The organism is Vibrio sp. 10N.222.55.C6, from assembly GCF_041473395.1.
Classification (GTDB): Bacteria; Pseudomonadota; Gammaproteobacteria; order Enterobacterales; family Vibrionaceae; genus Vibrio; species Vibrio crassostreae_C.
In genome coordinates, this window is the sequence record NZ_JBFRSD010000034.1 from 195,030 (window position 1) to 214,442 (window position 19,413).

General features: G+C 41.6%; 19 protein-coding genes and 1 pseudogene. 16 read left to right on the forward strand and 4 right to left on the reverse strand.

The genetic code is table 11. From position 1 onward, the window contains the following. Positions 1–293 precede the first annotated feature (293 nt). From pyrD to rmf, 7 genes are all read left to right on the forward strand, one after another. Complete coding sequence (gene pyrD, locus AB4486_RS18755; protein ID WP_017063847.1) at positions 294–1,304, forward strand: quinone-dependent dihydroorotate dehydrogenase; 1,011 nt, start codon at positions 294–296, stop codon at positions 1,302–1,304. A 206-nt stretch (positions 1,305–1,510) separates the two neighbouring features. Further along, complete coding sequence (locus AB4486_RS18760; protein ID WP_017063848.1) at positions 1,511–2,059, forward strand: cell division protein ZapC; 549 nt, start codon at positions 1,511–1,513, stop codon at positions 2,057–2,059. 508 nt (positions 2,060–2,567) lie between these two features. Then, the gene (gene rlmKL, locus AB4486_RS18765; RefSeq protein WP_017059679.1) at positions 2,568–4,688 is read left to right on the forward strand and encodes a bifunctional 23S rRNA (guanine(2069)-N(7))-methyltransferase RlmK/23S rRNA (guanine(2445)-N(2))-methyltransferase RlmL; all 2,121 of its coding nucleotides are present in this window, start codon (positions 2,568–2,570) and stop codon (positions 4,686–4,688) included. 25 nt (positions 4,689–4,713) lie between these two features. Continuing rightward, positions 4,714–4,974 (forward strand): glutaredoxin family protein, encoded by a 261-nt coding sequence (locus AB4486_RS18770; protein ID WP_019823251.1) that lies wholly within the window; start codon positions 4,714–4,716, stop codon positions 4,972–4,974. Further along, complete coding sequence (locus tag AB4486_RS18775; protein ID WP_017063849.1) at positions 4,952–6,868, forward strand: ABC transporter ATP-binding protein; 1,917 nt, start codon at positions 4,952–4,954, stop codon at positions 6,866–6,868. Before AB4486_RS18770 ends, AB4486_RS18775 begins: the two co-directional genes overlap by 23 nt. 9 nt (positions 6,869–6,877) lie before the next feature. Continuing rightward, entirely contained in the window at positions 6,878–8,593 is a 1,716-nt protein-coding gene (locus AB4486_RS18780) for a DUF3466 family protein (protein WP_372118132.1), read from the forward strand. A gap of 160 nt (positions 8,594–8,753) precedes the next feature. After that, on the forward strand, positions 8,754–8,927 hold the full coding sequence (gene rmf, locus AB4486_RS18785) for a ribosome modulation factor (protein WP_017059676.1): 174 nt from the start codon (positions 8,754–8,756) through the stop codon (positions 8,925–8,927). 252 nt (positions 8,928–9,179) lie between these two features. On the opposite strand, the gene fabA is transcribed toward rmf, so the two are convergent. After that, positions 9,180–9,695 (reverse strand): bifunctional 3-hydroxydecanoyl-ACP dehydratase/trans-2-decenoyl-ACP isomerase, encoded by a 516-nt coding sequence (fabA, locus tag AB4486_RS18790; RefSeq protein WP_017059675.1) that lies wholly within the window; start codon positions 9,693–9,695, stop codon positions 9,180–9,182. Positions 9,696–9,765: 70 nt separating this feature from the next. Next, positions 9,766–11,418 (reverse strand): Lon protease family protein, encoded by a 1,653-nt coding sequence (locus AB4486_RS18795; RefSeq protein ID WP_017066880.1) that lies wholly within the window; start codon positions 11,416–11,418, stop codon positions 9,766–9,768. A 189-nt stretch (positions 11,419–11,607) separates the two neighbouring features. Here AB4486_RS18795 and matP point away from each other — a divergent pair, with 189 nt between their 5' ends. The 4 genes from matP (at position 11,608) to AB4486_RS18815 (ending at position 14,177) form a co-directional block, all read left to right on the forward strand. Continuing rightward, complete coding sequence (matP, locus tag AB4486_RS18800; RefSeq protein WP_010440786.1) at positions 11,608–12,063, forward strand: macrodomain Ter protein MatP; 456 nt, start codon at positions 11,608–11,610, stop codon at positions 12,061–12,063. A 23-nt stretch (positions 12,064–12,086) separates the two neighbouring features. After that, positions 12,087–12,395 (forward strand): DUF3634 family protein, encoded by a 309-nt coding sequence (locus AB4486_RS18805; RefSeq protein ID WP_017059672.1) that lies wholly within the window; start codon positions 12,087–12,089, stop codon positions 12,393–12,395. A 105-nt stretch (positions 12,396–12,500) separates the two neighbouring features. After that, positions 12,501–12,812 carry a hypothetical protein gene (locus AB4486_RS18810; protein ID WP_017059671.1) on the forward strand — a complete coding sequence of 104 codons (312 nt, stop codon included), beginning with the start codon at positions 12,501–12,503 and terminating at the stop codon, positions 12,810–12,812. Between the two features lie 144 nt (positions 12,813–12,956). Then, on the forward strand, positions 12,957–14,177 hold the full coding sequence (locus tag AB4486_RS18815) for a hypothetical protein (protein ID WP_017066879.1): 1,221 nt from the start codon (positions 12,957–12,959) through the stop codon (positions 14,175–14,177). A gap of 100 nt (positions 14,178–14,277) precedes the next feature. Here AB4486_RS18815 and AB4486_RS18820 read toward each other — a convergent pair whose 3' ends face one another. Both AB4486_RS18820 and AB4486_RS18825 read right to left on the reverse strand, forming a co-directional pair. Then, positions 14,278–14,880: a DUF2971 domain-containing protein gene (locus AB4486_RS18820; RefSeq protein ID WP_372118134.1), complete on the reverse strand. Its 603-nt coding sequence runs from the start codon at positions 14,878–14,880 to the stop codon at positions 14,278–14,280. Between the two features lie 449 nt (positions 14,881–15,329). Beyond that, positions 15,330–16,004: a hypothetical protein gene (locus AB4486_RS18825; RefSeq protein WP_102333349.1), complete on the reverse strand. Its 675-nt coding sequence runs from the start codon at positions 16,002–16,004 to the stop codon at positions 15,330–15,332. A 244-nt stretch (positions 16,005–16,248) separates the two neighbouring features. Here AB4486_RS18825 and AB4486_RS18830 point away from each other — a divergent pair. The 5 genes and pseudogenes from AB4486_RS18830 to AB4486_RS18850 all read left to right on the forward strand — a co-directional run. Beyond that, positions 16,249–16,497: pseudogene (locus AB4486_RS18830) on the forward strand (M15 family metallopeptidase); the annotation flags it as partial. Then, positions 16,494–16,904 (forward strand): hypothetical protein, encoded by a 411-nt coding sequence (locus AB4486_RS18835; protein WP_372118137.1) that lies wholly within the window; start codon positions 16,494–16,496, stop codon positions 16,902–16,904. The pseudogene AB4486_RS18830 and the gene AB4486_RS18835, both read left to right, overlap by 4 nt. Beyond that, entirely contained in the window at positions 16,904–17,098 is a 195-nt protein-coding gene (locus AB4486_RS18840; protein ID WP_029189470.1) for a hypothetical protein, read from the forward strand. Before AB4486_RS18835 ends, AB4486_RS18840 begins: the two co-directional genes overlap by 1 nt. A gap of 357 nt (positions 17,099–17,455) precedes the next feature. Then, positions 17,456–18,187: a hypothetical protein gene (locus AB4486_RS18845; protein ID WP_372118139.1), complete on the forward strand. Its 732-nt coding sequence runs from the start codon at positions 17,456–17,458 to the stop codon at positions 18,185–18,187. Beyond that, positions 18,180–19,229 carry an ATP-binding protein gene (locus AB4486_RS18850; RefSeq protein ID WP_132974621.1) on the forward strand — a complete coding sequence of 350 codons (1,050 nt, stop codon included), beginning with the start codon at positions 18,180–18,182 and terminating at the stop codon, positions 19,227–19,229. The genes AB4486_RS18845 and AB4486_RS18850 overlap by 8 nt, the downstream gene beginning before the upstream one ends. The last annotated feature ends 184 nt before the right edge of the window (positions 19,230–19,413 follow it).

A 19,413-nucleotide genomic window follows, 5' to 3' on the forward strand; every position in this document is an offset into this window, starting at 1 on the left:
AAGGTCTGCCTTTTTCGTTTCGGTAAAGTGGGATCAATAGAACTAACGATTTTTGAAGGACCAACCTCGACGGACACGTTGTTTGTTGTTAAGTGAGTTGGTGGCTGTACTAAGGTTGAGATTAGAAATGGGTTAATAACCTGAAGAAACGATAACGTTTGCTTAATAATGAACCTCATTCGTTAGCAAACTTGATTATCTTACCCTTACAGACAGTAATAGATTGAATAGTTGGGTAAATAAGTAAATAATAGCGCCCCGTTTACACGGGGCTTTTTTCTATCGGAGGCACAATGCTTTACCGTCTAGCCAGAACTGGCTTTTTCCAACTTGATGCCGAAAAGGCACATGATCTTGCAATTCAAAATTTCAAGCGCTTCACAGGCACACCTATTGATCTTTTGTATCGCCAACAATTACCTCACCGACCTGTAGAGTGCATGGGTCTTACTTTTAAAAACCCAGTTGGCCTTGCTGCTGGCCTAGATAAAAACGGCGAATGTATTGATGCATTTGGCGCAATGGGTTTTGGTTTCGTAGAAGTAGGAACAGTGACTCCACGTCCGCAAGCGGGTAACGACAAACCTCGTTTATTCCGTCTTGTTGAAGCTGAAGGTATCATCAACCGCATGGGTTTTAACAACCTAGGCGTCGACAACCTTGTTGAGAATGTTAAGAAGTCGAACTACGATGGCATCTTAGGCATTAACATTGGTAAGAATAAAGACACACCAATTGAAAAGGGCGCTGAAGATTACTTGATCTGTATGGAGAAGGTATATCAATACGCTGGTTACATTGCTGTGAACATCTCTTCACCAAACACTCCAGGACTTCGTTCTCTACAATACGGCGAAGCTCTAGACGATCTATTGTCTGAACTTAAAACGAAACAATCTGAACTGGAAGAGAAGCATGGTAAATATGTTCCTCTTGCTCTTAAGATTGCTCCGGATCTAAGCGACGACGAAATTCGCCAAATTTGTGAATCATTGATCAAAAATAAGATCGATGGTGTGATCGCAACAAACACAACATTGGATCGTTCAATCGTTGAAGGTATGAAACATTGTGATGAAGCGGGTGGCCTAAGTGGACGTCCTGTTCAATCTCGTAGTACTGAAGTAGTTCGTAAACTTCACGAAGAGCTGGGTGACAAACTGCCGATCATTGGAGTAGGTGGTGTTGACTCGTATGTTGCTGCAAAAGAGAAAATGATGGCAGGCGCTAAGCTTGTACAAGTTTACTCTGGTTTCATTTACAAAGGTCCAGGCCTTGTAGGTGACATCGTTAAAAATCTTTAAACGGCAAGACGCTTTTATTTCTGAAAAGCGACAATCTGGCATCGTCTTAATAAAAGAGACACTGTAACTCACTGAGTTGTAGAGAAAAGCGACAAGAAAGAGGAATTCATTTCCTCTTTTTTTTTGCCTATTGCTCAGTAAAATTACTGTAATTGAAGGTAATTTTGCGTTTTACCTAATGGAATGGTTCAACAGTGTGAGACGAAATGATGCTTAAACCTAGCGATACATGGAGTTGGTATTACGATGAGCAGCAATGTTCATTAATGCTAAACCTCGGAGAGGATATGATTTTCAAAACGAATCTGGTCCGCAATAAGCTGGTGGACTGCGCGTTTCGAGATAATGAATTCACCGTTGATGACGCATCTTCATACCAAACCTTCAAAGAACAAATTTCTGGCTTAGAACTGTCTGAGCCTCGTCAAGCTGAATTAGCACTCTATTGTGTGGCAGCAAAGCGTTTCCATAAGCCTGTACAGCCTAAGAGTTGGTTCTTCGACTCACAAGGTACTGGCCATGAATACCCTCAAGAAGGGGATATTGTACAAATGAATAACGAGCATAGCTTAGGGTATTTCATTGTATTAGAAGTGGGAGAGTGTGCGAGCCTATGTGCATTTGTTGACCTAGAAGAGTTCCTGTTAACGCCTTCAAAAGGACTGCGATTTGGAGACTCAATCAAGGTGATGCACGATAGAATGGTAGACGCGAACGCTATTCTTCATCAAACGCACATTGCGATGGTCGGTTAGCCTTCAATCTAGTCCATCATTTCTCAAACACATCGCAACGCATCAACCTGTCAAATCTTCCCCAAAATCGGCTCATTAGCCGATTTTTTTGTGCCTAAAAAACCTCATCCTGATAAATACATCACTGCTTAACCATTTAAATAGTGAACTTACGACTATTTTTTCGCCTTAATTTCTGCCTGTTTTTATCGCCAGAAGTGTAATTTACCCATCTTTATTCCCTGTTTTTGTCCTTTTGTAGCTAACTTTCACCCGCAAACTTCATTTGGTATATACCAATTTTAGGGTGAATATAAATTCACATTGTCGCTTTAACGGGGATTTGCTCATGAATCGTGTTGGTTTGATAAGTCTTATGTTCTAAGGGGATGTGGGTAAGCGATCGCTTCAACACTGTGTGTTTGCTAGCCAGTTAGAAGAAAGATTCAATGAAAAGACGAGTTTAGTGTGATGCTCTAGTAACAAATTCAGGTATAATCGAGCTCATTTTTATCAATAAAAGAACACTATGAATCAATATCTAGCGGTTACCTCAAATGGCCTTGAGAATTTATTAGTTGAAGAACTAACCCAACTAGGGATTACAAACGCAAAACCTGTTCAAGCAGGTGTTAAATTCAAAGCCACCAATGAGCAAATTTATCGTTGTTGTTTGTGGAGCCGTTTGGCTTCTCGATTTGTACGTGTCCTTTCTGAATTCACTTGTATGGACGACATGGATTTGTACCTATCAACCACTGCGGTTAACTGGGTAAATCAATTCCATAGCTCTAAGCGTTTTGTTGTTGACTTCAATGGTACGAACAACGAAATCCGTAATAGCCAATACGGTGCGATGAAAGTAAAAGATGCCGTTGTTGATTGCTTTGAGAAGAAGTCTTTACCTCGTCCTTCTATTAGCAAAGAGAACCCAGACATTCGTATCCACGTTCGTTTACACCGTGATAAAGCGATTCTTGGTGTTGATATGGTAGGTAGCGGTCTTCACCAACGTGGTTACCGTCCTGAATCAGGTCGAGCACCACTACGTGAAACTCTTGCTGCCGCGATTCTTCTTCGTAGTGGTTGGGACGCAACTAAGCCTTTCCTAGATCCAATGTGTGGTTCAGGTACGTTAGTGATTGAAGCGGCGATGATGGCTGCAAACATGGCTCCAGGTGTTAAACGTCAGAAGTGGTGTTTTGAATCACTAGAAGATTTCGAACCAGAGCTATGGGCTGAAGTGAAAGCTGAAGCGAACGTTCAAGGTCGTCGTGGTGTTAAGAAAGTGGAATGTAAGTTCTATGGCTACGACAATGATGAACGTATGATCAAAACTGCGCGTGACAATGCTCGTCGTGCCGGTGTTGAAGAGTTGATTGAATTCGAAGTAGGCGATGCTGCAAAGCTTAAGCGTCCTACAGAGTTTACTGATGGTGTGATTGTTTCTAACCCGCCTTACGGTGAACGTCTTGGTACCGAGCCGGGTCTTATTGCACTTTACACAGCATTCGGTGCACAGCTCAAAGCTGAATTTGGTGGCTGTAACGCATCTATCTTCTCTAGCTCAGACGAGCTACTAAGCTGCTTACGCATGCGTGCAGATAAACAGTTCAAGTTGAACAACGGTGCGTTACCGTGTCACCAAAAGAACTACTCAATTTCAGATCGTCCGATGTCAGAGCGTCCATCAGGCGAGCAAGAACAATTGATTGCACCTGATTTCGCGAACCGTCTTAAAAAGAACATCGGTAAAATTGGCAAGTGGGCTAAGAAAGAGCAATTAGATTGCTACCGTATCTACGATGCGGACTTACCAGAATACAATGTAGCGATTGATGTATACCCAGGTCATCTTGTGATTCAAGAATACGCAGCGCCTAAAGATGTACCGGAAGAGAAGGCTAAACGTCGCTTAACCGATATCATCCGTGCTTCTATTCAAGTAACAGGCGTAGAAGCAAACAACGTTGTGCTTAAAGTTCGTCAGAAACAGAAAGGCCGTTCTCAATACCAGAAATTGGCTCAAGACTCATCGAACTTAGAAGTGAACGAGTATGGCGTTAAGCTGATTGTTAATCTTCATGATTACCTAGATACCGGGTTGTTCCTAGATCATAAGATCACTCGTCGTCGTATCGGTGAGATGGCCGCAGGTAAGGATTTCCTAAACTTGTTTGCTTATACAGGAAGTGCATCTGTTCATGCTGCTGTGGGTGGTGCTCGTTCTACAACTACTGTTGATATGTCTAATACCTACCTAGAGTGGGCGAAAGAGAACATGGAGCTTAACGGTCGTGTTGGTCGTCAACATCAGTTTGTTCAAGCTGACTGTCTACAATGGCTAGCTAAAGAGCAGGGTTCTTATGATCTGATCTTTATCGATCCACCTACGTTCTCTAACTCAAAGCGTATGGATCAATCTTTCGATGTTCAACGAGATCACATTCAGCTGATGGAAAACCTTAAACGTCTTCTTCGTGAAGAAGGCACGATTGTGTTCTCTAACAACAAGCGTCACTTCAAAATGGACTTGGAAGCTCTAGATGAGTTAGGTCTTAAGGCTCAGAATATCTCAGCGAAGACACTTCCATTGGACTTCTCTCGCAATAAGCACATTCATAACTGCTGGTTGATTACACATAAGTAGTTAAGAGATCGTATAAGGATATATAGTGCTGACTCTCTACAGTACAGAAGGGTGCCATCTATGTGAGATGGCATTCCAACTCACGGAACAGTTAAACATTAGCCATCACGTCAACGTTGTTGACATTGCATTTGATGATGAGCTCTTTTCCCGTTACGGGGTCACTATTCCGGTGCTCAAATTTGAAAGCTCTGACCTTTCTCAAAGCTCAGAGCTTAACTGGCCATTTGGCTTGTTAGAACTTAATGATTGGTTAAAGAAGAATGGCATTACTTACAATTCATAATGGGCAATTAGCGTTTGGCGATCACCCGTTATTAGATCGTGCGGACTTCGCACTGCAAGAAAACGAACGTGTGTGTTTAGTAGGGCGCAATGGCGCTGGTAAGTCTACGTTGATGAAAATCCTGTCTGGGAACATCATCATGGACGACGGCAAGATGCAAATCACACAAGATGTGGTTGTGTCGCGCCTTGAGCAAGATCCACCGCGCAATGAGCAAGGTACCGTTTATGATTACGTTGCTGGTGGCCTAGCTGAAATCGGTGAACAGCTGAAGATCTATCATGATCTTCTGGATCTCATCGGTACTGACCCTAGTGAAAAGAACCTAAATCGTCTTACTCGTGTTCAAGAGCAATTGGATCATGCGAATGCATGGCGCTTTGAAGATCGCGTAAGCAACGTATTGGCGGCGCTTAAGCTAACTGCAGAAACCAAACTGACGGATTTGTCTGGTGGTTGGCAACGTAAAGCAGCACTTGCTCGTGCGCTTGTATGTGACCCTGACGTGCTTCTACTTGACGAACCGACTAACCACTTAGATGTTGCGACCATTGAATGGTTAGAGGGTTTCCTGAAAGACTTCCGCGGTTCAATCATCTTTATCTCGCATGACCGTGCGTTCATTAAATCGATGGCAACACGTATTGTCGATCTTGATCGCGGTAAATTGAGCTCTTTCCCGGGTGATTACGAAAACTATCTTGTTGAGAAAGAAGAAGCGCTTCGTGTAGAAGAAATGCAAAACGCTGAATTCGATAAGAAGCTTGCTCAAGAGGAAGTTTGGATTCGTCAGGGCATCAAAGCTCGTCGTACTCGTAACGAAGGCCGTGTTCGTGCGCTTAAGAAGCTACGTGAAGAACGTTTGAACCGTCGTGAAGTGCAGGGCAAAGCGATTATCCAAATCGACGATGGCCAGCGTTCAGGCAAGATTGTATTTGAAGCTGAGAATCTTAACTTTGGCTTTGAAGGCAAAGAAATTGTTAAGGACTTCAGCTTCAACATCATGCGTGGCGATCGTATCGCTCTGATTGGTCCTAACGGTTGTGGTAAGAGTACGGTACTTAAGCTGCTTCTTGACCAGCTTAAGCCTGATTCAGGTCGTTTGCATTGTGGTACTAAGCTTGAAGTCGCTTACTTTGACCAATACCGCGAAATTCTAGACCCTGAGAAGTCTGTAATTGATAACCTCGCGGATGGTAAGCAAGAAGTGACCGTAGGTGGCCGTGAGCGTCATGCTCTAAGCTACTTACAAGATTTCTTATTCTCTCCAAAACGTGCTCGCACTCCTGTTAAAGCACTATCTGGTGGTGAGAAAAACCGTCTGTTATTGGCGCGTATTTTCCTTAAGTCGAACAACTTGTTGATTCTCGATGAGCCAACCAACGATCTAGATATCGAAACTTTGGAACTTTTAGAAGATTTGCTTGCCAACTATCAGGGTACGCTGCTTTTAGTGAGTCACGATCGTCAGTTTGTTGATAACACAGTGATGACAAGTTGGATCTTTGAGGGTAATGGCGTTATTGAAGAATTTGTTGGTGGTTACCACGATGCTCAGCAGCAAAGAAAGCAAGCATTAGAGTACCGACAGGTTGAAAAGCCATCAAAGCCTGAGAAAGTAGTTGAGGAAACTCCCAAAACTGCGCCAGTTAAGGCTAAACCTAAGAAGTTATCGTATAAGCTACAACGAGAACTAGAAGCGCTACCAATGCGTTTGGAAGAATTGGAAACTCAAATTGAAACTCTTCAGGAAGAAGTCAACGATCCAAGCTTCTTTTCAAAATCTGTAGAGCAGACACAACCAGTATTAGATAAGCTATCTGCAGCAGAGCAGGAGCTTGAAGTTGCTTTTGAGCGCTGGGAAGAGCTCGAGGCACTACAACAGGAAAGTTAAGAAGTAATAATGACTTGTACTAAATTCAAATTAACAACTGTTGCAGCCCTAGTTTTGGCTGCAACTAATGCCAACGCTGCGCTTTACAAGGTAGTTGAAGTAACGCCTTCAATTACTGGTGCGTCAGAGATATTTGGTGTCGCGATTCAGCCTGGTGTTGCAAAGGATGCTGGTGGTGTAGTACTTGCGAAAGGGTGTTTTGCGTCAAATGCGGAAAATTGTGGTGACAGCTCATTTAAACTCGCCGGCGAAACACGCGATACTGTTGAAGCTGTTAGCTATCGTGAAGAAGTACCATTCGCGATGGACGCTCCGTTTCAATATATTCAAGAGTTTGATGATTTTGAAAACTACTGCTATCGAGAGCTAAGATATTCTACATGTGAAAGCTGGGCTCAAAGTCGTTGGAATGATACTTGGAATAAGGAAAGAAACGACCTTACTCATGTCAATGCGAAAGCCTTTGTTGAAGGTGGGGATACTTTTGAAACTCGCAATACGGTAATCAATTCTTTAGATGAGAATGCCCAACCTGTGGGGATCAAATCCAAAGATGATATTCGCAATAATGCATTGTTTACGACGACAGCGGCGCCAACTGGAGCTTCAGAAACTCGTGCTTGGAAAGCGATAACGGCAAGCAACGGTACCGTTTACAATGTAGGTAGTATCTCTGAAGAGTTTGATCCGACTGACACTTCTGAACCAGATAAGGCGTTTGCTTCTAAAGCGGCAATTTGGGGTGGCACAACAACAAAAGAAATTGATTGGGTCAGAAGTGGTAATGCCCAACAAGGCGATTATTTTGCTCAAGGCAGTATGCGTTCAATTGTTGAGTCGAGTTCGATCTTTTATGGTGTCGGTTACAACACTGTAGATGGGAATGGCGACCTTCAAGACATGAACGCAAGTGTTTTTGTTAGTGATTCATTAGACATTTCAGGCTCTTGGTCAACGAAAGTTATTAGCGGTGCAGAGGTTAAGTCTGGTTCATCTAACGATGATGCGAGATACAGTAACTCCGTTGCTACTGACATCAACGATAACTTGTTTGCTGTGGGTTATTCTAAGCGTAATGGTTATGTACCAGAGAGCGGTAGTGCAGGTAACAAGATTTTCGTTGTTACGGATGCATCTGCAGTGACTCCGACGGCAACATACCTGTCTGGTGGTATCTTCTTTGGTGGCTCAAGTGGTGAAGCTAAAGCCGTTAACAACTTCAATGAGTTTGTCGGTCAAATAGATGCAGAAACCACTCGTGAGGTTGATGGTAGTGAGCGTAGACATAGAGGCTTTATCTACCCATACAATGTCGACTCCTCGAAAGATGAGCGTCGTGTAGACATCTTTAATGGCCAAGCTTGGTGGTTAGATGATCTAACAAATGACGGCAACGCGTCTGGAGATAACAACAAGTTCAGAATTATTGATGCTTCCGATATCAATGATGCAGGTGTGATCTCAGCTACAGCTATCAAGTGTACCGTTGGTGGAACAACACAACCATACGATACAACGTCACATAACTCGTATTGTGGCGGTGCAGCAACTAATGCAGTTGAAGAGGTTGTTGCTGTTAAGTTGATTCCTATCGCTGGTAAAGGTAAAGCTGATATCCAAACTCGCAGCGCTGATACAGAAAAAGTTGAGCGCCAAGGTGGTAGCCTAGGTTGGTTAACTTTGACTGTGCTTGGTCTGTTAGGGTTCCGCAGAAAATTTAAATAATTTATCTCTTGGGCCCGAGTTCACAATTCTGAACTCGGGCTTTTTTTCGCCTTGAGAAAAGTGAAAATCTGATCGATTCTTAAAGTTGGAGTCACAAAAACTCCGCAAAGTTGTAATCATTGTATGTTAGTAAATGGAACACCCGTATGAGGACTGCACTATGAAGAGACAAAAGCGTGATCGACTAGAACGAGCACAATCTCAAGGCTACAAAGCTGGTTTAAATGGTAGGTCGCAAGAAGCTTGCCCATATAGCCAAATGGACTCTCGGTCTTATTGGTTAGGTGGTTGGCGTGATGCCAAAGATGATAAGCAATCAGGTCTCTATAAGTAGATAGGGCGTAAAGAATTCAAGGTCAGGGCTCCATTGTCTGTTGATTACAACGGCCGGAGCCTTGTTAGTTTCAGAACAACACAAAGACTCCCAGAGCTATGTAGCATTCTAGTTTCGCTATCATAAGCGTATCGCTGGTGGATTTATCCTGTTTCAAGCTTAATACGGGATACTTTAATGCACTATAACTAAATTTATTGGAACGAAAATAAAGCAGCCATGGGCTGCTTTACTAAAAATCTAACTATTAGATTAGAATGCTGACGTATCTTGGAAAAGGCCAACTTTCAAATCTTTAGCAACGTAGATCTCTTTACCATCAACAAGTACGCGACCATCCGCAAGGCCCATAACTAGACGACGGTTAACAACACGCTTCATGTGGATCTCGTAAGTTACTTTTTTCGCAGTAGGTAGAATTTGACCAGTGAATTTCACTTCGCCAACACCTAGAGCACGGCCTTTACCTTCGCCGCCAACCCAACCAAGGTAGAAACCAACCAGCTGCCACATTGCGTCAAGGCCTAGACAACCAGGCATTACTGGGTCACCCGGGAAGTGACAATCGAAGAACCATAGGTCAGGAGTAATATCCAGCTCAGCAAGAACTAAACCTTTACCGTAATCACCTTCAGTTTCAGACATCTTAGTGATGCGATCCATCATTAGCATGTTCGGTGCTGGTAGTTGAGGGCCTTGTGGCCATAGTTCGCCTTGGCTTGATGCTAGAAGCTCTTCGCGAGTGTAAGAATCACGTTTGTTTTGCATTATCAATTACTCCGATTTTTGATAGGTGCATATTAGTGAACAGGTGTACGCTAAACAAGTCCGATCAGTACTAGACAAACCAGTTTTTAATGCGTCCAACGATTCCAATAGGGTGCTCATGTCTTTCAAAGTTTTCAATACGTTCCGCGATTTTACTCAGAACGCTTTCTTGTTCATCGTCTCTAAATGGCTTGTTCATAATGAGAGGAATTGCTTCGTCTACATTAGACACAGACCAAATATGGAATTCTTCATTCTTAATGCTTTCAATAAGGTCAGGCTTTAGTGCAAGATGCCTTAAGTTCGATCTTGGAAGGATCACACCTTGTTCGCCTGTTAAGCCGTTGTGCTTACACACATGGTAGAAGCCTTCGATTTTCTCGTTTAGCCCGCCAACAGCTTGCACACGTCCAAATTGGTCAACTGCACCTGTAACCGCAATTTGTTGATTGATAGGGTATTCAGACAAAGCACTCACCAGAGAACAAAGCTCAGCAAGAGAAGCACTATCGCCGTCTACTTCGCAATACGATTGCTCAAACACAACAGAAGCAGCGTATGGCAACGGATCTTCAAGGTTTAGTGCGCTGCTCACAAATGCTTGCATGATCATCATACCTTTAGCATGAAGATTACCACCAAGTTCGGCTTTGCGCTCAACATCGGCAATATCACCATCACCAAAGTGAATAACACAGGAAATTCGTGCAGGTTCACCATACGATATCGGGTGTCCCGGTACATCGATGACCGTCAATCCATTAACTTGACCAACTTGTTCACCTTCAGTTTCGATAATGACTTGGCCATCACGAATATCATCAAGGGCGCGTTCTGGTAGATAAGATTCACGGTTGTATTTGTGCTGTTGAGCTTGCTGGATATGGTGAATATCAATCTCACCATTGTCGGCTTCAATCAAAGCTTCGTTCAATAACGCGTTGTGCCAAATAGGGCACAGTGGGATATAGCTTTGATCTTCGGTTTCTCTTGCTCCGGCAGTAAGAATGCCAGTCAACGCTTGTTGCGTGATGTTTGGTAATTCATAGCGTTGTTGAAGCCACTTAAGGTAACCAAGATATTGAGTCAGAGTGTCTTCTGAGAGCTTAATGTCCTGTTCAATTTCGCTGAATAGGCAAAAACCGGTTTGAATATCGCTGTCTAGGTAATCAAGGTCACCTAGTTGAGCTCTGTCTCCAACTACAATTAACTTAATATTGTAAGTAAGAGGTAAGGTTGGCGACTGATTCAAGTGTTCAGGGTTACTGCTGATAGGCTCTACAGCTTCACCAAGCAGCGCAGATTTAAGCAGTAACCAGCTTCCTGGGTTTGCCAAGATCAGGTTTGCTGAAACGATCAGATAACCGTTGTTTGCTCTAGCCAGTAGGCCAGGTTTTGTCGCAATAACCTTACCGTCTTTCGATTGAACTTGGTCAAATAGAGAGGCAGCATTTAAAGACTCAGTTTTGATAACCGGCAGAGTGTGATCATCTAAAGCAGTGACTAGAGATTCAACAATCATTTGACGATAGATTGAATTGTCCGGAGCATTTACCAGTAAAACGCGCGAAAGGTTAGACAAGCGAACAAAGCGGGTTAGCGCATCTTTGAATCTATGTTGAATATCTGAAAACGGGAAAGGCGAGATGTCAGGGAATTGCTCTAATTGAGCGCTATATTCGTCGTACTGAGGCGTAACATGTCGCCAATCTACTTGAGTCATTTAAGTTTCTGATTATGATAATGAGGTAGGGAGTATATAGAAAAACCGATCTCGCTTGTAGCTCTATGTGGTAGTTACTAATCACTAAGCTAATATAAGTATGATCTTGGTCTATTCTTTCAAGACAATAATTGTGAAATAACCTATTCTGGGTTACGCTGTCACTAGGATTAACTCTCGAGATTAGACATGAAATATCAGCAACTTGAAAACTTGGAATGTGGTTGGAAATGGAACTATCTGGTCAAAAAGTGGAAAGAAGGTGAATCGATTACTTGCCATATTGATTCAAGTGAAGCTGACGTTGCTGTTCAAGCCTTATTGAAGCTGGAGCACCAGCCTACGGGTGTTCTTGAGTGGATCTCTAACAACATGTCTCCTGAGCTCGATAACAAGCTTAAACAAGCGATCAGAGCTAAGCGAAAACGCCACTTCAATGCTGAACAAGTTCATACAAAGAAGAAATCAATCGACCTTGATTACCGTGTATGGGAAAAGCTATCTCAACGTGCGAACGAGCTAGGTTGTACGCTCTCAGATGCCATCGAGTATTTGGTTAGCGAAGCGTCTCGTAGTGAGCAGGCCAGCAAGACGGTGACTAGCCTCAAAGAAGACTTAAGCAAGCTCCTTTCTGACGATAAATAACCATCAACAGTAGTGGTGACATTATGATGTACGTAATCTTAATCGGTGCGGTATTAGTTTTTTGGTTAGTAGCAGTCGATCGACCGGTATTGAAAATTAAATTTAGCGACGGGGCGATCGAACAAGTTAAAGGGCATCTTCCACCGAGCTTTAAGCACAACCTTCAAGAGATTGGTCATAACAATACCTTTAAAGGCGAGCTAAAAGTGTATGCAAAACGTTCTGGTTACAATCTCAAGTTCACTAAAGATGTTCCTAAAAACGTACAGCAACGTATTCGTAACGTGTTCCCGCATAATGGTTTTAAGTCTAAAGGCTCAAAGAAAGCGTAATCGTTGAGAGTTACGCGTTAGCTGGTCAATCCTCATACTAAGTTAATCCTTCATTTCTCTTAAATCTCCGCATACTGTTCTCACCCTCAACAAAGAGAGAGCAGTATGAGATATCTAGTATTACTATTATGTTTTTTATCCCCAGTCGCTTTTCCCGACGATGCATTGGTTAATCCTGTAGCTAAAAAGATAAAAGTCACCGTCATGAAAGGGCTCAACAAGAGTAATGTTGATTTCGAGGGTTATTGCGATCTGATGATTGAGATGAAGCACTCTAAAGGTTATGCAAGAATCAAAAAGGTGAGAACGTCTGGAGATAGTAAAGTTTGCAAGCAGGCGAAAAAACACCTACCGACGAAGAAAAGGTTCAAATACAGCTTTCCAGAAAAGTATATCCGGCTACATATCACACACTAGCCACTCTCAACGCACTATAACTAAATATCCTTAATTTTATTGAAACAATTTCGTGAACCAATCTCTAATTTCTATTAATATTAGTTTTGTTATAAAGGCAGGATATGCTGATACAAGAGCATTTACGGCAAAGGAAAGTCACGGTTGTTGTTAGCAAATAAAAGTTATACCCCTGAAGTAGTTGAGATCTCAAGGAAGGTCTCAATCAATGTTGAAGCTCGCTTTAATCGATGGTTAATCTCACCTGAATATAAGCTCGCACAATCTACAGTAGACACGTTACTAAGTTTGGAAAATAGGTATTGTGATAGTGTCATATTTGATGAATCTGACCGCATATCTCACAATCAACGTATTTTATTGCGCTGCGAGCAGGATAGAGTCAATGCTCATCGTGAAAAAGTCGACGCGAAGCAACAAACCTTACGATACGTTATCGATGATGTCAGCAATGCCGCTTCTGCGCTAATGCTTGAGAAGCTTCAAGGTACCTTAATAAGTTCGTTGTTTTCAGACTTACCCGATTACAATCAGTTCGCTAGTGTTGCGTATTCGCCATCTTTAAACTTTTCCAAACTCCATGAAATATCCGCGAAAAGTAGGCCATTGAGCTCAAGTTTAATCGAGTTTGTTTCCAATCAAGAGTTTGCAGATAAATATGGAAAGAAATCTAAGGTAATTCTCGATCCAAAAGTTGCAGCACGACAAATAGGAATAGAAAATTGTCGTTTATTGTTCCCATTGTTAATGAGTCAACAGCTGATTAAGTGGAATGATGGCAACATTAAACACATCACACCTAAGGTTTGGCAACACTTGGTCGTGACGTCAAATGCGACTCGAATTCGACTTCAAGAAACGTCGGTTAAAGATCCTAACGTAGGCATTTTACTTGGTGTGTTGAGAGTTCTGCCTTTGTTTTTAATTTGTAACCACTTTTCTTCAACGTTTGAAGACGCATTGGTAAAAACGATGCTTGGTTATCGTGAAGCAAGTGACAAGCATGACGAATATTATGCTTGTACTGAGGTGATGCCAAACACACAGTTTCTTGAATCAATGGTCGAGCAGCTAGAGCTTAAGCTACTAAAAAACCTCGTTGAATTTATAGATTGGAGCCCTGGAAATCAGTTCATCAAGAGGGCACTTCTAGAGGAAGTGAATGACATTCCAGTACTTGAGCGAACGGTTTATGGTGCAGCTTTGGCTCAAGGTAGAAAATATTCTGTTTTCGAGGCGTTAGATAATAGTGAACTATTTAACGTTAAGCACCGACCTTATTGGTTTTCAACTGTTCAAATGTCTATCGCGACGATTGAGCAGATGCAAGATAAAGGATTGGGAAAGCTTACGGTGAACATGTAATAAAAAGAGAGAGTCTCATTAATGTCGCTCTCTTTTTTGTTGCGCTGTAACTTTATGTGAATGTCTTGTTTTGGCGCTAAACAGTAGGATTACACTCTACTTAACTGACCACTTCGAAGGTAAACGACTCTTGCTTTGCTATTGCGTGTTTAACAGGGATACCAAGGCGCTGGCAAGTCATCAGAACTTTCAATTTCCTGTCGGCAGGAGCGTGCTCTGACAGAATCACCGAGCTTAGGCACTCTCTATTAAGGTAGAGTTTATTTCCGATCATCTCGTCATCAGGTAATACCCAGCGGTATTCCTTTTCATAACGCCAATTAGAATGCTTAGTTTTGAATATCTCAGCTCCCAGTCTTGATGTTTGTAAACCTCTTAGCGATGCCGGGCGGAACATATTCGGTTCGTCTTCATACTGGACTTCAAAACAGTTGAGATTGGCCTCGCCGTTATAGCAGTTGAGATCATACTCGATACACATGCCTTTAAAGTTGTCACCATACTGCGACCATAGTATTGGGTGGTCGCTGGATTGAGAAAAACACATAACCTTGAAATTGTTTTGAAGTTCATTCTTGAATATGTGGTTAGATTCAAAAGGGTTATTGAAAGTTTTAGCATAATCGAACCACAGCGAACACTCGGCAATCGACTGTATGTTTCTATCATGGAGGGATCTGAACTTATAAAGTTTAGGCAACATATCAAACACCTAGTTTACAAAATTGCCTGATGTTAACACTTTAATTCATAGCTGATACCTGAGTGCATAGCATTTGATTGCCTAATCACCAAATATATTCATATAACTGTTTGATAGATCAAAATTTAAACATGAAATAGTAGCCTGTTTAAGTGGTTTATCTGGCAGCTGAGCGACAGTAATCTAACATTCGCCTGTTGAAAATAAGATACAACGTAACTTTTATGTTTGGCTTAACTGCTTGAGTTTCAGCATTTGAAAGTTGTGAGGTGAATGTTGTCCATTACGGAGTTATGAATAAGGTTTAAGTTGATTAGTTTTGTATAAAAAGGCGAAGCTCAGATCTTTCCTTGCCATTAGATAGCTATTAACAGAAACATCAATCCCTCAAATTCAACGAGTTATAAATCAACCACCACATGAACATCGAGCGTGTTTTTTTAAGAAGTTTAATGCCAAAGGGCTTGGCCGTCGAAGTATGAAGGATCACGAGGCAACTTACGCAAAGTGATTTCATCTCTTAAGTATAAATTGGCGAAGTTCTTTCGTTTTGTTCCTGATGCCGGCAGTTCTCCCAACACGTTGACAATCCTACTCACTTCTTGTGAATCAAAACTATAGCCTTGCTCAAGAAGCACCTCTAATACAGGGTATAGCTTTTTATATACTCGACTAGCATCCGCTTTTGAGTCTAAACGTGCTTTGATCTTTATTAGTATGGAATCTAATAGTGGTGCCTTTAAAAACTGGCCAAGTACATTGATTTCATTAACTATCACGTTCGCTACATAGCTATTGACGACTAGCTTAATGGAAAAAATGACATAGTACTCTCTAGTAAGTGCATGGCTGCTGAATATTACCATAGGATAAACATTCTCTAAGATGGTTATGCAAACAAAACTTGCACCAATCAAGGTTCGATATTTGGAATTAATAACGTCTACGTTAGCGAACCTTAAGAACAGAGAGACAATAACAATATAACTGATAAGCGACGAAATGAAGGCTATGAGCTGTTCACCTATGGTCGCGTTCATTCCGTAAGCGTTAACGAAAGCCGACCCAATTGTTAATAGTGCAAATAAGATCATCGCTTGTTTTTGATAATTGTTTGTTTGCAAAGTTAGGGCTCCGTTTAATAAAGGCGCGGAGTATAGATGAAACTTGCAAATAATTTTATATCATTGATTTAAAATGGTTATTTTAACTATCCAATCAGTTATTTTGATTAGCTTGATGAGCAAAAAAGCCGTGTATTTGGTGTTTCTCAGTCAAGCTCTGTGCGACTTATGTCAATCGGCTTTTATAGTGTTCTGAAAATGTCTCTTTATGACCTAGGTTCTCTACACCAACCAACATTAGTTCTATCAAGAAGGCTTGAGCCAGCTCGATGGGGCTAAACGTCTCAGTCGGCACCAGTCTGGCCATGCGATCGATTTCGTGGCCTACGACGAAAACAACAAAGTCACGTGGGACTTTAAGTATTACGCCGCCATCAGCCGAGCCTTTAAACAAGCCGCTCGAGAGCTGAATGTCGCGATTGTTTGGGGCGGCGATTGGAAGAGCCTCAAAGACGGTCCGCACATTGAATTAAGTCGTCGGGTGTACACATGATTGGGGCGCTCATTAATCTCGTGACCGGCGGTGTGGCTGCGTACAAGCAGCACAATCAAAACCGAGCTCAGGCACTCAAGCGCAGAGATGAACTCGAGAGTGAGAAGCATCAGGCGAGGGTGCGTCGACTGCAGAATGGTGAAGAGCAGGCCAGTAGCCTCGATGAAGTCAGCATTCGAGAGCGGGGACTCAAAGACGAGTTTATTCTCTTAGTGGTGTTTGTGCCTCTGATTCTGTCGTTCATTCCCAATTATGCGCCTTATGTGGAACAAGGCTTTAACGCGCTGCAGCGTATCCCCAATCCGTATTGGTTTGTGGTGGGTGCTGTCGTCATCGATACGCTTGGCATGCGCGCCATGGTGCGTTATCTACTCGAGTTTTACGTCTCGCGATGGAAGGTGAAATGATGGGCTTTCTCGACACACTGATTATTGCGTTCATGACGGGGGGAGTCTCAAGCCTTGGCACGATTGCGGCTTTGAAAACGGACATCAACTGGATAAAGCGAGTGCAGCAAGACCAAGAGCAACGGATACGAAAACTGGAGATACCGAATGAAAGGACACAAGTGCAAGGGTCGACGACCAAACGGCCAACTTAAGAAAGGTTACACGCTCAAAAACGGGCGAGTGGTGAGGGCGAACACCACAAGAAAACGCTATAAGAAACGCCGATAATTCACACCAATCGAAAGGGCTATTTTCTAAGGGAAGTAGCCCTTTCTGCATTTCTACGACGAGAATCTCCATTTTAAGCATCCAGTTTTACAGCTAATGATTTAAATCACTGTTATAAATAGGGTTATTGGGTATAATCCGTTCCCACCAATTTGACTAGATAGAAAACCTCCCATTTGAATGAGACGTTTTCTGTCGAGCCTGACTTATTTTGTATTTATCAGTTTATGTGAAGATTCATACGCTGATTTACCATACTTTGAATATTTATCTGGATCAGAATGAACGTAACAGAACTCGGTATTGTACTAGCGGTAGCTAGTTTGTTTTTGGGATTTATCTTTTGGGTTGTACCGCGAGAGGTTGTAACCAATCGCTTCAAAAAGTTTAGTGTTCAATCTCATGTTGAAAAGCTACACCTTCGAACTGACTTTAGAATCGCAATTGTCGATGATGAAATAGGCAATTATCCAATACAATACATCAAAGACTTAGGTTTTAATGTTCATGAGTATGAATCAGTTTCATTTACTGATGCGCAAAACTTGATAAATCATGACTTGTTACTTCTCGATGTAAAAGGTGTCGTCAGGGAAGATCTAGATGAAGGTGGTGCTAAGTTAATAAAAATAATAAAAGAGGCTCGCCCTTTAATTCCTGTGGTAGCTGTGTCTTCTGGCTACTTCCATACGGAGTTGAATGACTACTTCAGAATTTCAGATGCTACTGTAAACAAGCCAATTGATGAATTTAAAATTCGAGAACTATTGTGTGAACTTAAGAAAGAGTTTTTTGATGCACCTTCAATAGCTAATGCTATCGAAGATAGCATTAAGAAACTTGATATTAGTTCTTCTAAAAAGAATAAGTTAAATCAACTGGTTATCGAATTTATATCTGAAAAATGTTCAGAAAATGAGTTTTTGAATGTTATTCATATGAATGCAAAAGGTGAGTCACAAGAAATAATTAATAACAGTAGAATACTGCTAGACAGAGTTAAATATGCTTAATCAGATTATCGAAAACAAAATTGTTGACGTCCCTTGGCCTACGCTAATTGATGGCAAGTTATATGAAGGTAGTAAATTTCAAACATTTGAGCGATGTACATCCGAATGTATTGAAAGACAAGGTGTAAGTGATACTCATGTATGTAGTCACGGCTTGAGCTATATATCAAGAAAAGTTGCAGGAGAGGTTGTAACAATATCAGGAGTGTTTATCCCTACAAAAGATAGTGGAAGACGATATCGTAAAAACATAGCTTTGAACCAAAGAAAAGCTACCATTGAGTCTATTAATCAGTGGTTTACAGCTTTGGATGAAAAGTCATCAGCAATTAATTCATTGGTAGCAAAAACGGCAAAAAACAACTTTGAGCAGTTCCACGAATTTGTGAAGTGGGCTAGGGAAATTGGTCACTACAGTGAAAGACTTTTAGCCAAAAGTACGACCTCAAAAATTTCTGCGTTTGAAAATGCGTCAGATGATTTAAAAAGCTTGTATAAAACAAGCGTAATGTTACTCGATTCTCTTGATACAACTGCTTTGTATTTTAATCCAGAAAGTGCCAAGTTTGGTCGAAAGAAATATGCTGATCTATACAGCATGGTGCATAAAATAAAGTTAGTGTTGAGCCATTCTGTTGCGAATAAAAGTCGTGCTAATGTGGTAATCCGAGGGAGAGTCGAAAACAAGCACAAAGTTTACGAGTCTTTTAAAATTATACCTCTTTCATTGATTCAGAATGCTATGAAATACAAGCGTTCTGGTGATGTTGAGATTCTATTTGATGAAATTGGTGATAGCTTAAAGATGAAAGTGAACTCGGTAGGACATGAAATTCCTCAGTCCGAAATTGATAGCTTGTTTATTCGTGGGTTTAGAACTAAGAAAGCCCGTGAAATGGCTGTTGAAGGCAGTGGTCTGGGATTGTATGTACTTAAAATTGTAGCTGATGCTCATGATTTTGAGGTGACAGTTACCAGTACACCAATACAGCCTCGTAATAAGGGGCTTTTCTTAAATTCTTTTGAAGTTAATATCCACTAATATTTCAAATAAACCAAGCGTTTAAGAGTGGTTTCAATACTTTGCTTTTTAGGACAATTTTGGTGTTTGTGGTGCAATGAGCCTGATTCGATGGATAAGTTGCTCACATCACCTTAATTCTACGCTATACATTTTAGGAGTTCGTATGAGATTGCCACATTGGCAAGGCTTTGTTGCGTAATTA

Excerpts from the sequence above, each read along its gene's own strand:
- pyrD (WP_017063847.1), top strand. The coding sequence starts at position 294 with ATGCTTTACCGTCTAGCCAGAACTGGCTTTTTCCAACTTGATGCCGAA.
- AB4486_RS18760 (WP_017063848.1), top strand. The coding sequence starts at position 1,511 with ATGATGCTTAAACCTAGCGATACATGGAGTTGGTATTACGATGAGCAG.
- rlmKL (WP_017059679.1), top strand. The coding sequence starts at position 2,568 with ATGAATCAATATCTAGCGGTTACCTCAAATGGCCTTGAGAATTTATTA.
- AB4486_RS18775 (WP_017063849.1), top strand. The coding sequence starts at position 4,952 with ATGGCATTACTTACAATTCATAATGGGCAATTAGCGTTTGGCGATCAC.
- AB4486_RS18780 (WP_372118132.1), top strand. The coding sequence starts at position 6,878 with ATGACTTGTACTAAATTCAAATTAACAACTGTTGCAGCCCTAGTTTTG.
- rmf (WP_017059676.1), top strand. The coding sequence starts at position 8,754 with ATGAAGAGACAAAAGCGTGATCGACTAGAACGAGCACAATCTCAAGGC.
- fabA (WP_017059675.1), bottom strand. The coding sequence starts at position 9,695 with ATGCAAAACAAACGTGATTCTTACACTCGCGAAGAGCTTCTAGCATCA.
- AB4486_RS18795 (WP_017066880.1), bottom strand. The coding sequence starts at position 11,418 with ATGACTCAAGTAGATTGGCGACATGTTACGCCTCAGTACGACGAATAT.
- matP (WP_010440786.1), top strand. The coding sequence starts at position 11,608 with ATGAAATATCAGCAACTTGAAAACTTGGAATGTGGTTGGAAATGGAAC.
- AB4486_RS18805 (WP_017059672.1), top strand. The coding sequence starts at position 12,087 with ATGATGTACGTAATCTTAATCGGTGCGGTATTAGTTTTTTGGTTAGTA.
- AB4486_RS18810 (WP_017059671.1), top strand. The coding sequence starts at position 12,501 with ATGAGATATCTAGTATTACTATTATGTTTTTTATCCCCAGTCGCTTTT.
- AB4486_RS18820 (WP_372118134.1), bottom strand. The coding sequence starts at position 14,880 with ATGTTGCCTAAACTTTATAAGTTCAGATCCCTCCATGATAGAAACATA.
- AB4486_RS18835 (WP_372118137.1), top strand. The coding sequence starts at position 16,494 with ATGATTGGGGCGCTCATTAATCTCGTGACCGGCGGTGTGGCTGCGTAC.
- AB4486_RS18840 (WP_029189470.1), top strand. The coding sequence starts at position 16,904 with ATGGGCTTTCTCGACACACTGATTATTGCGTTCATGACGGGGGGAGTC.
- AB4486_RS18845 (WP_372118139.1), top strand. The coding sequence starts at position 17,456 with ATGAACGTAACAGAACTCGGTATTGTACTAGCGGTAGCTAGTTTGTTT.
- AB4486_RS18850 (WP_132974621.1), top strand. The coding sequence starts at position 18,180 with ATGCTTAATCAGATTATCGAAAACAAAATTGTTGACGTCCCTTGGCCT.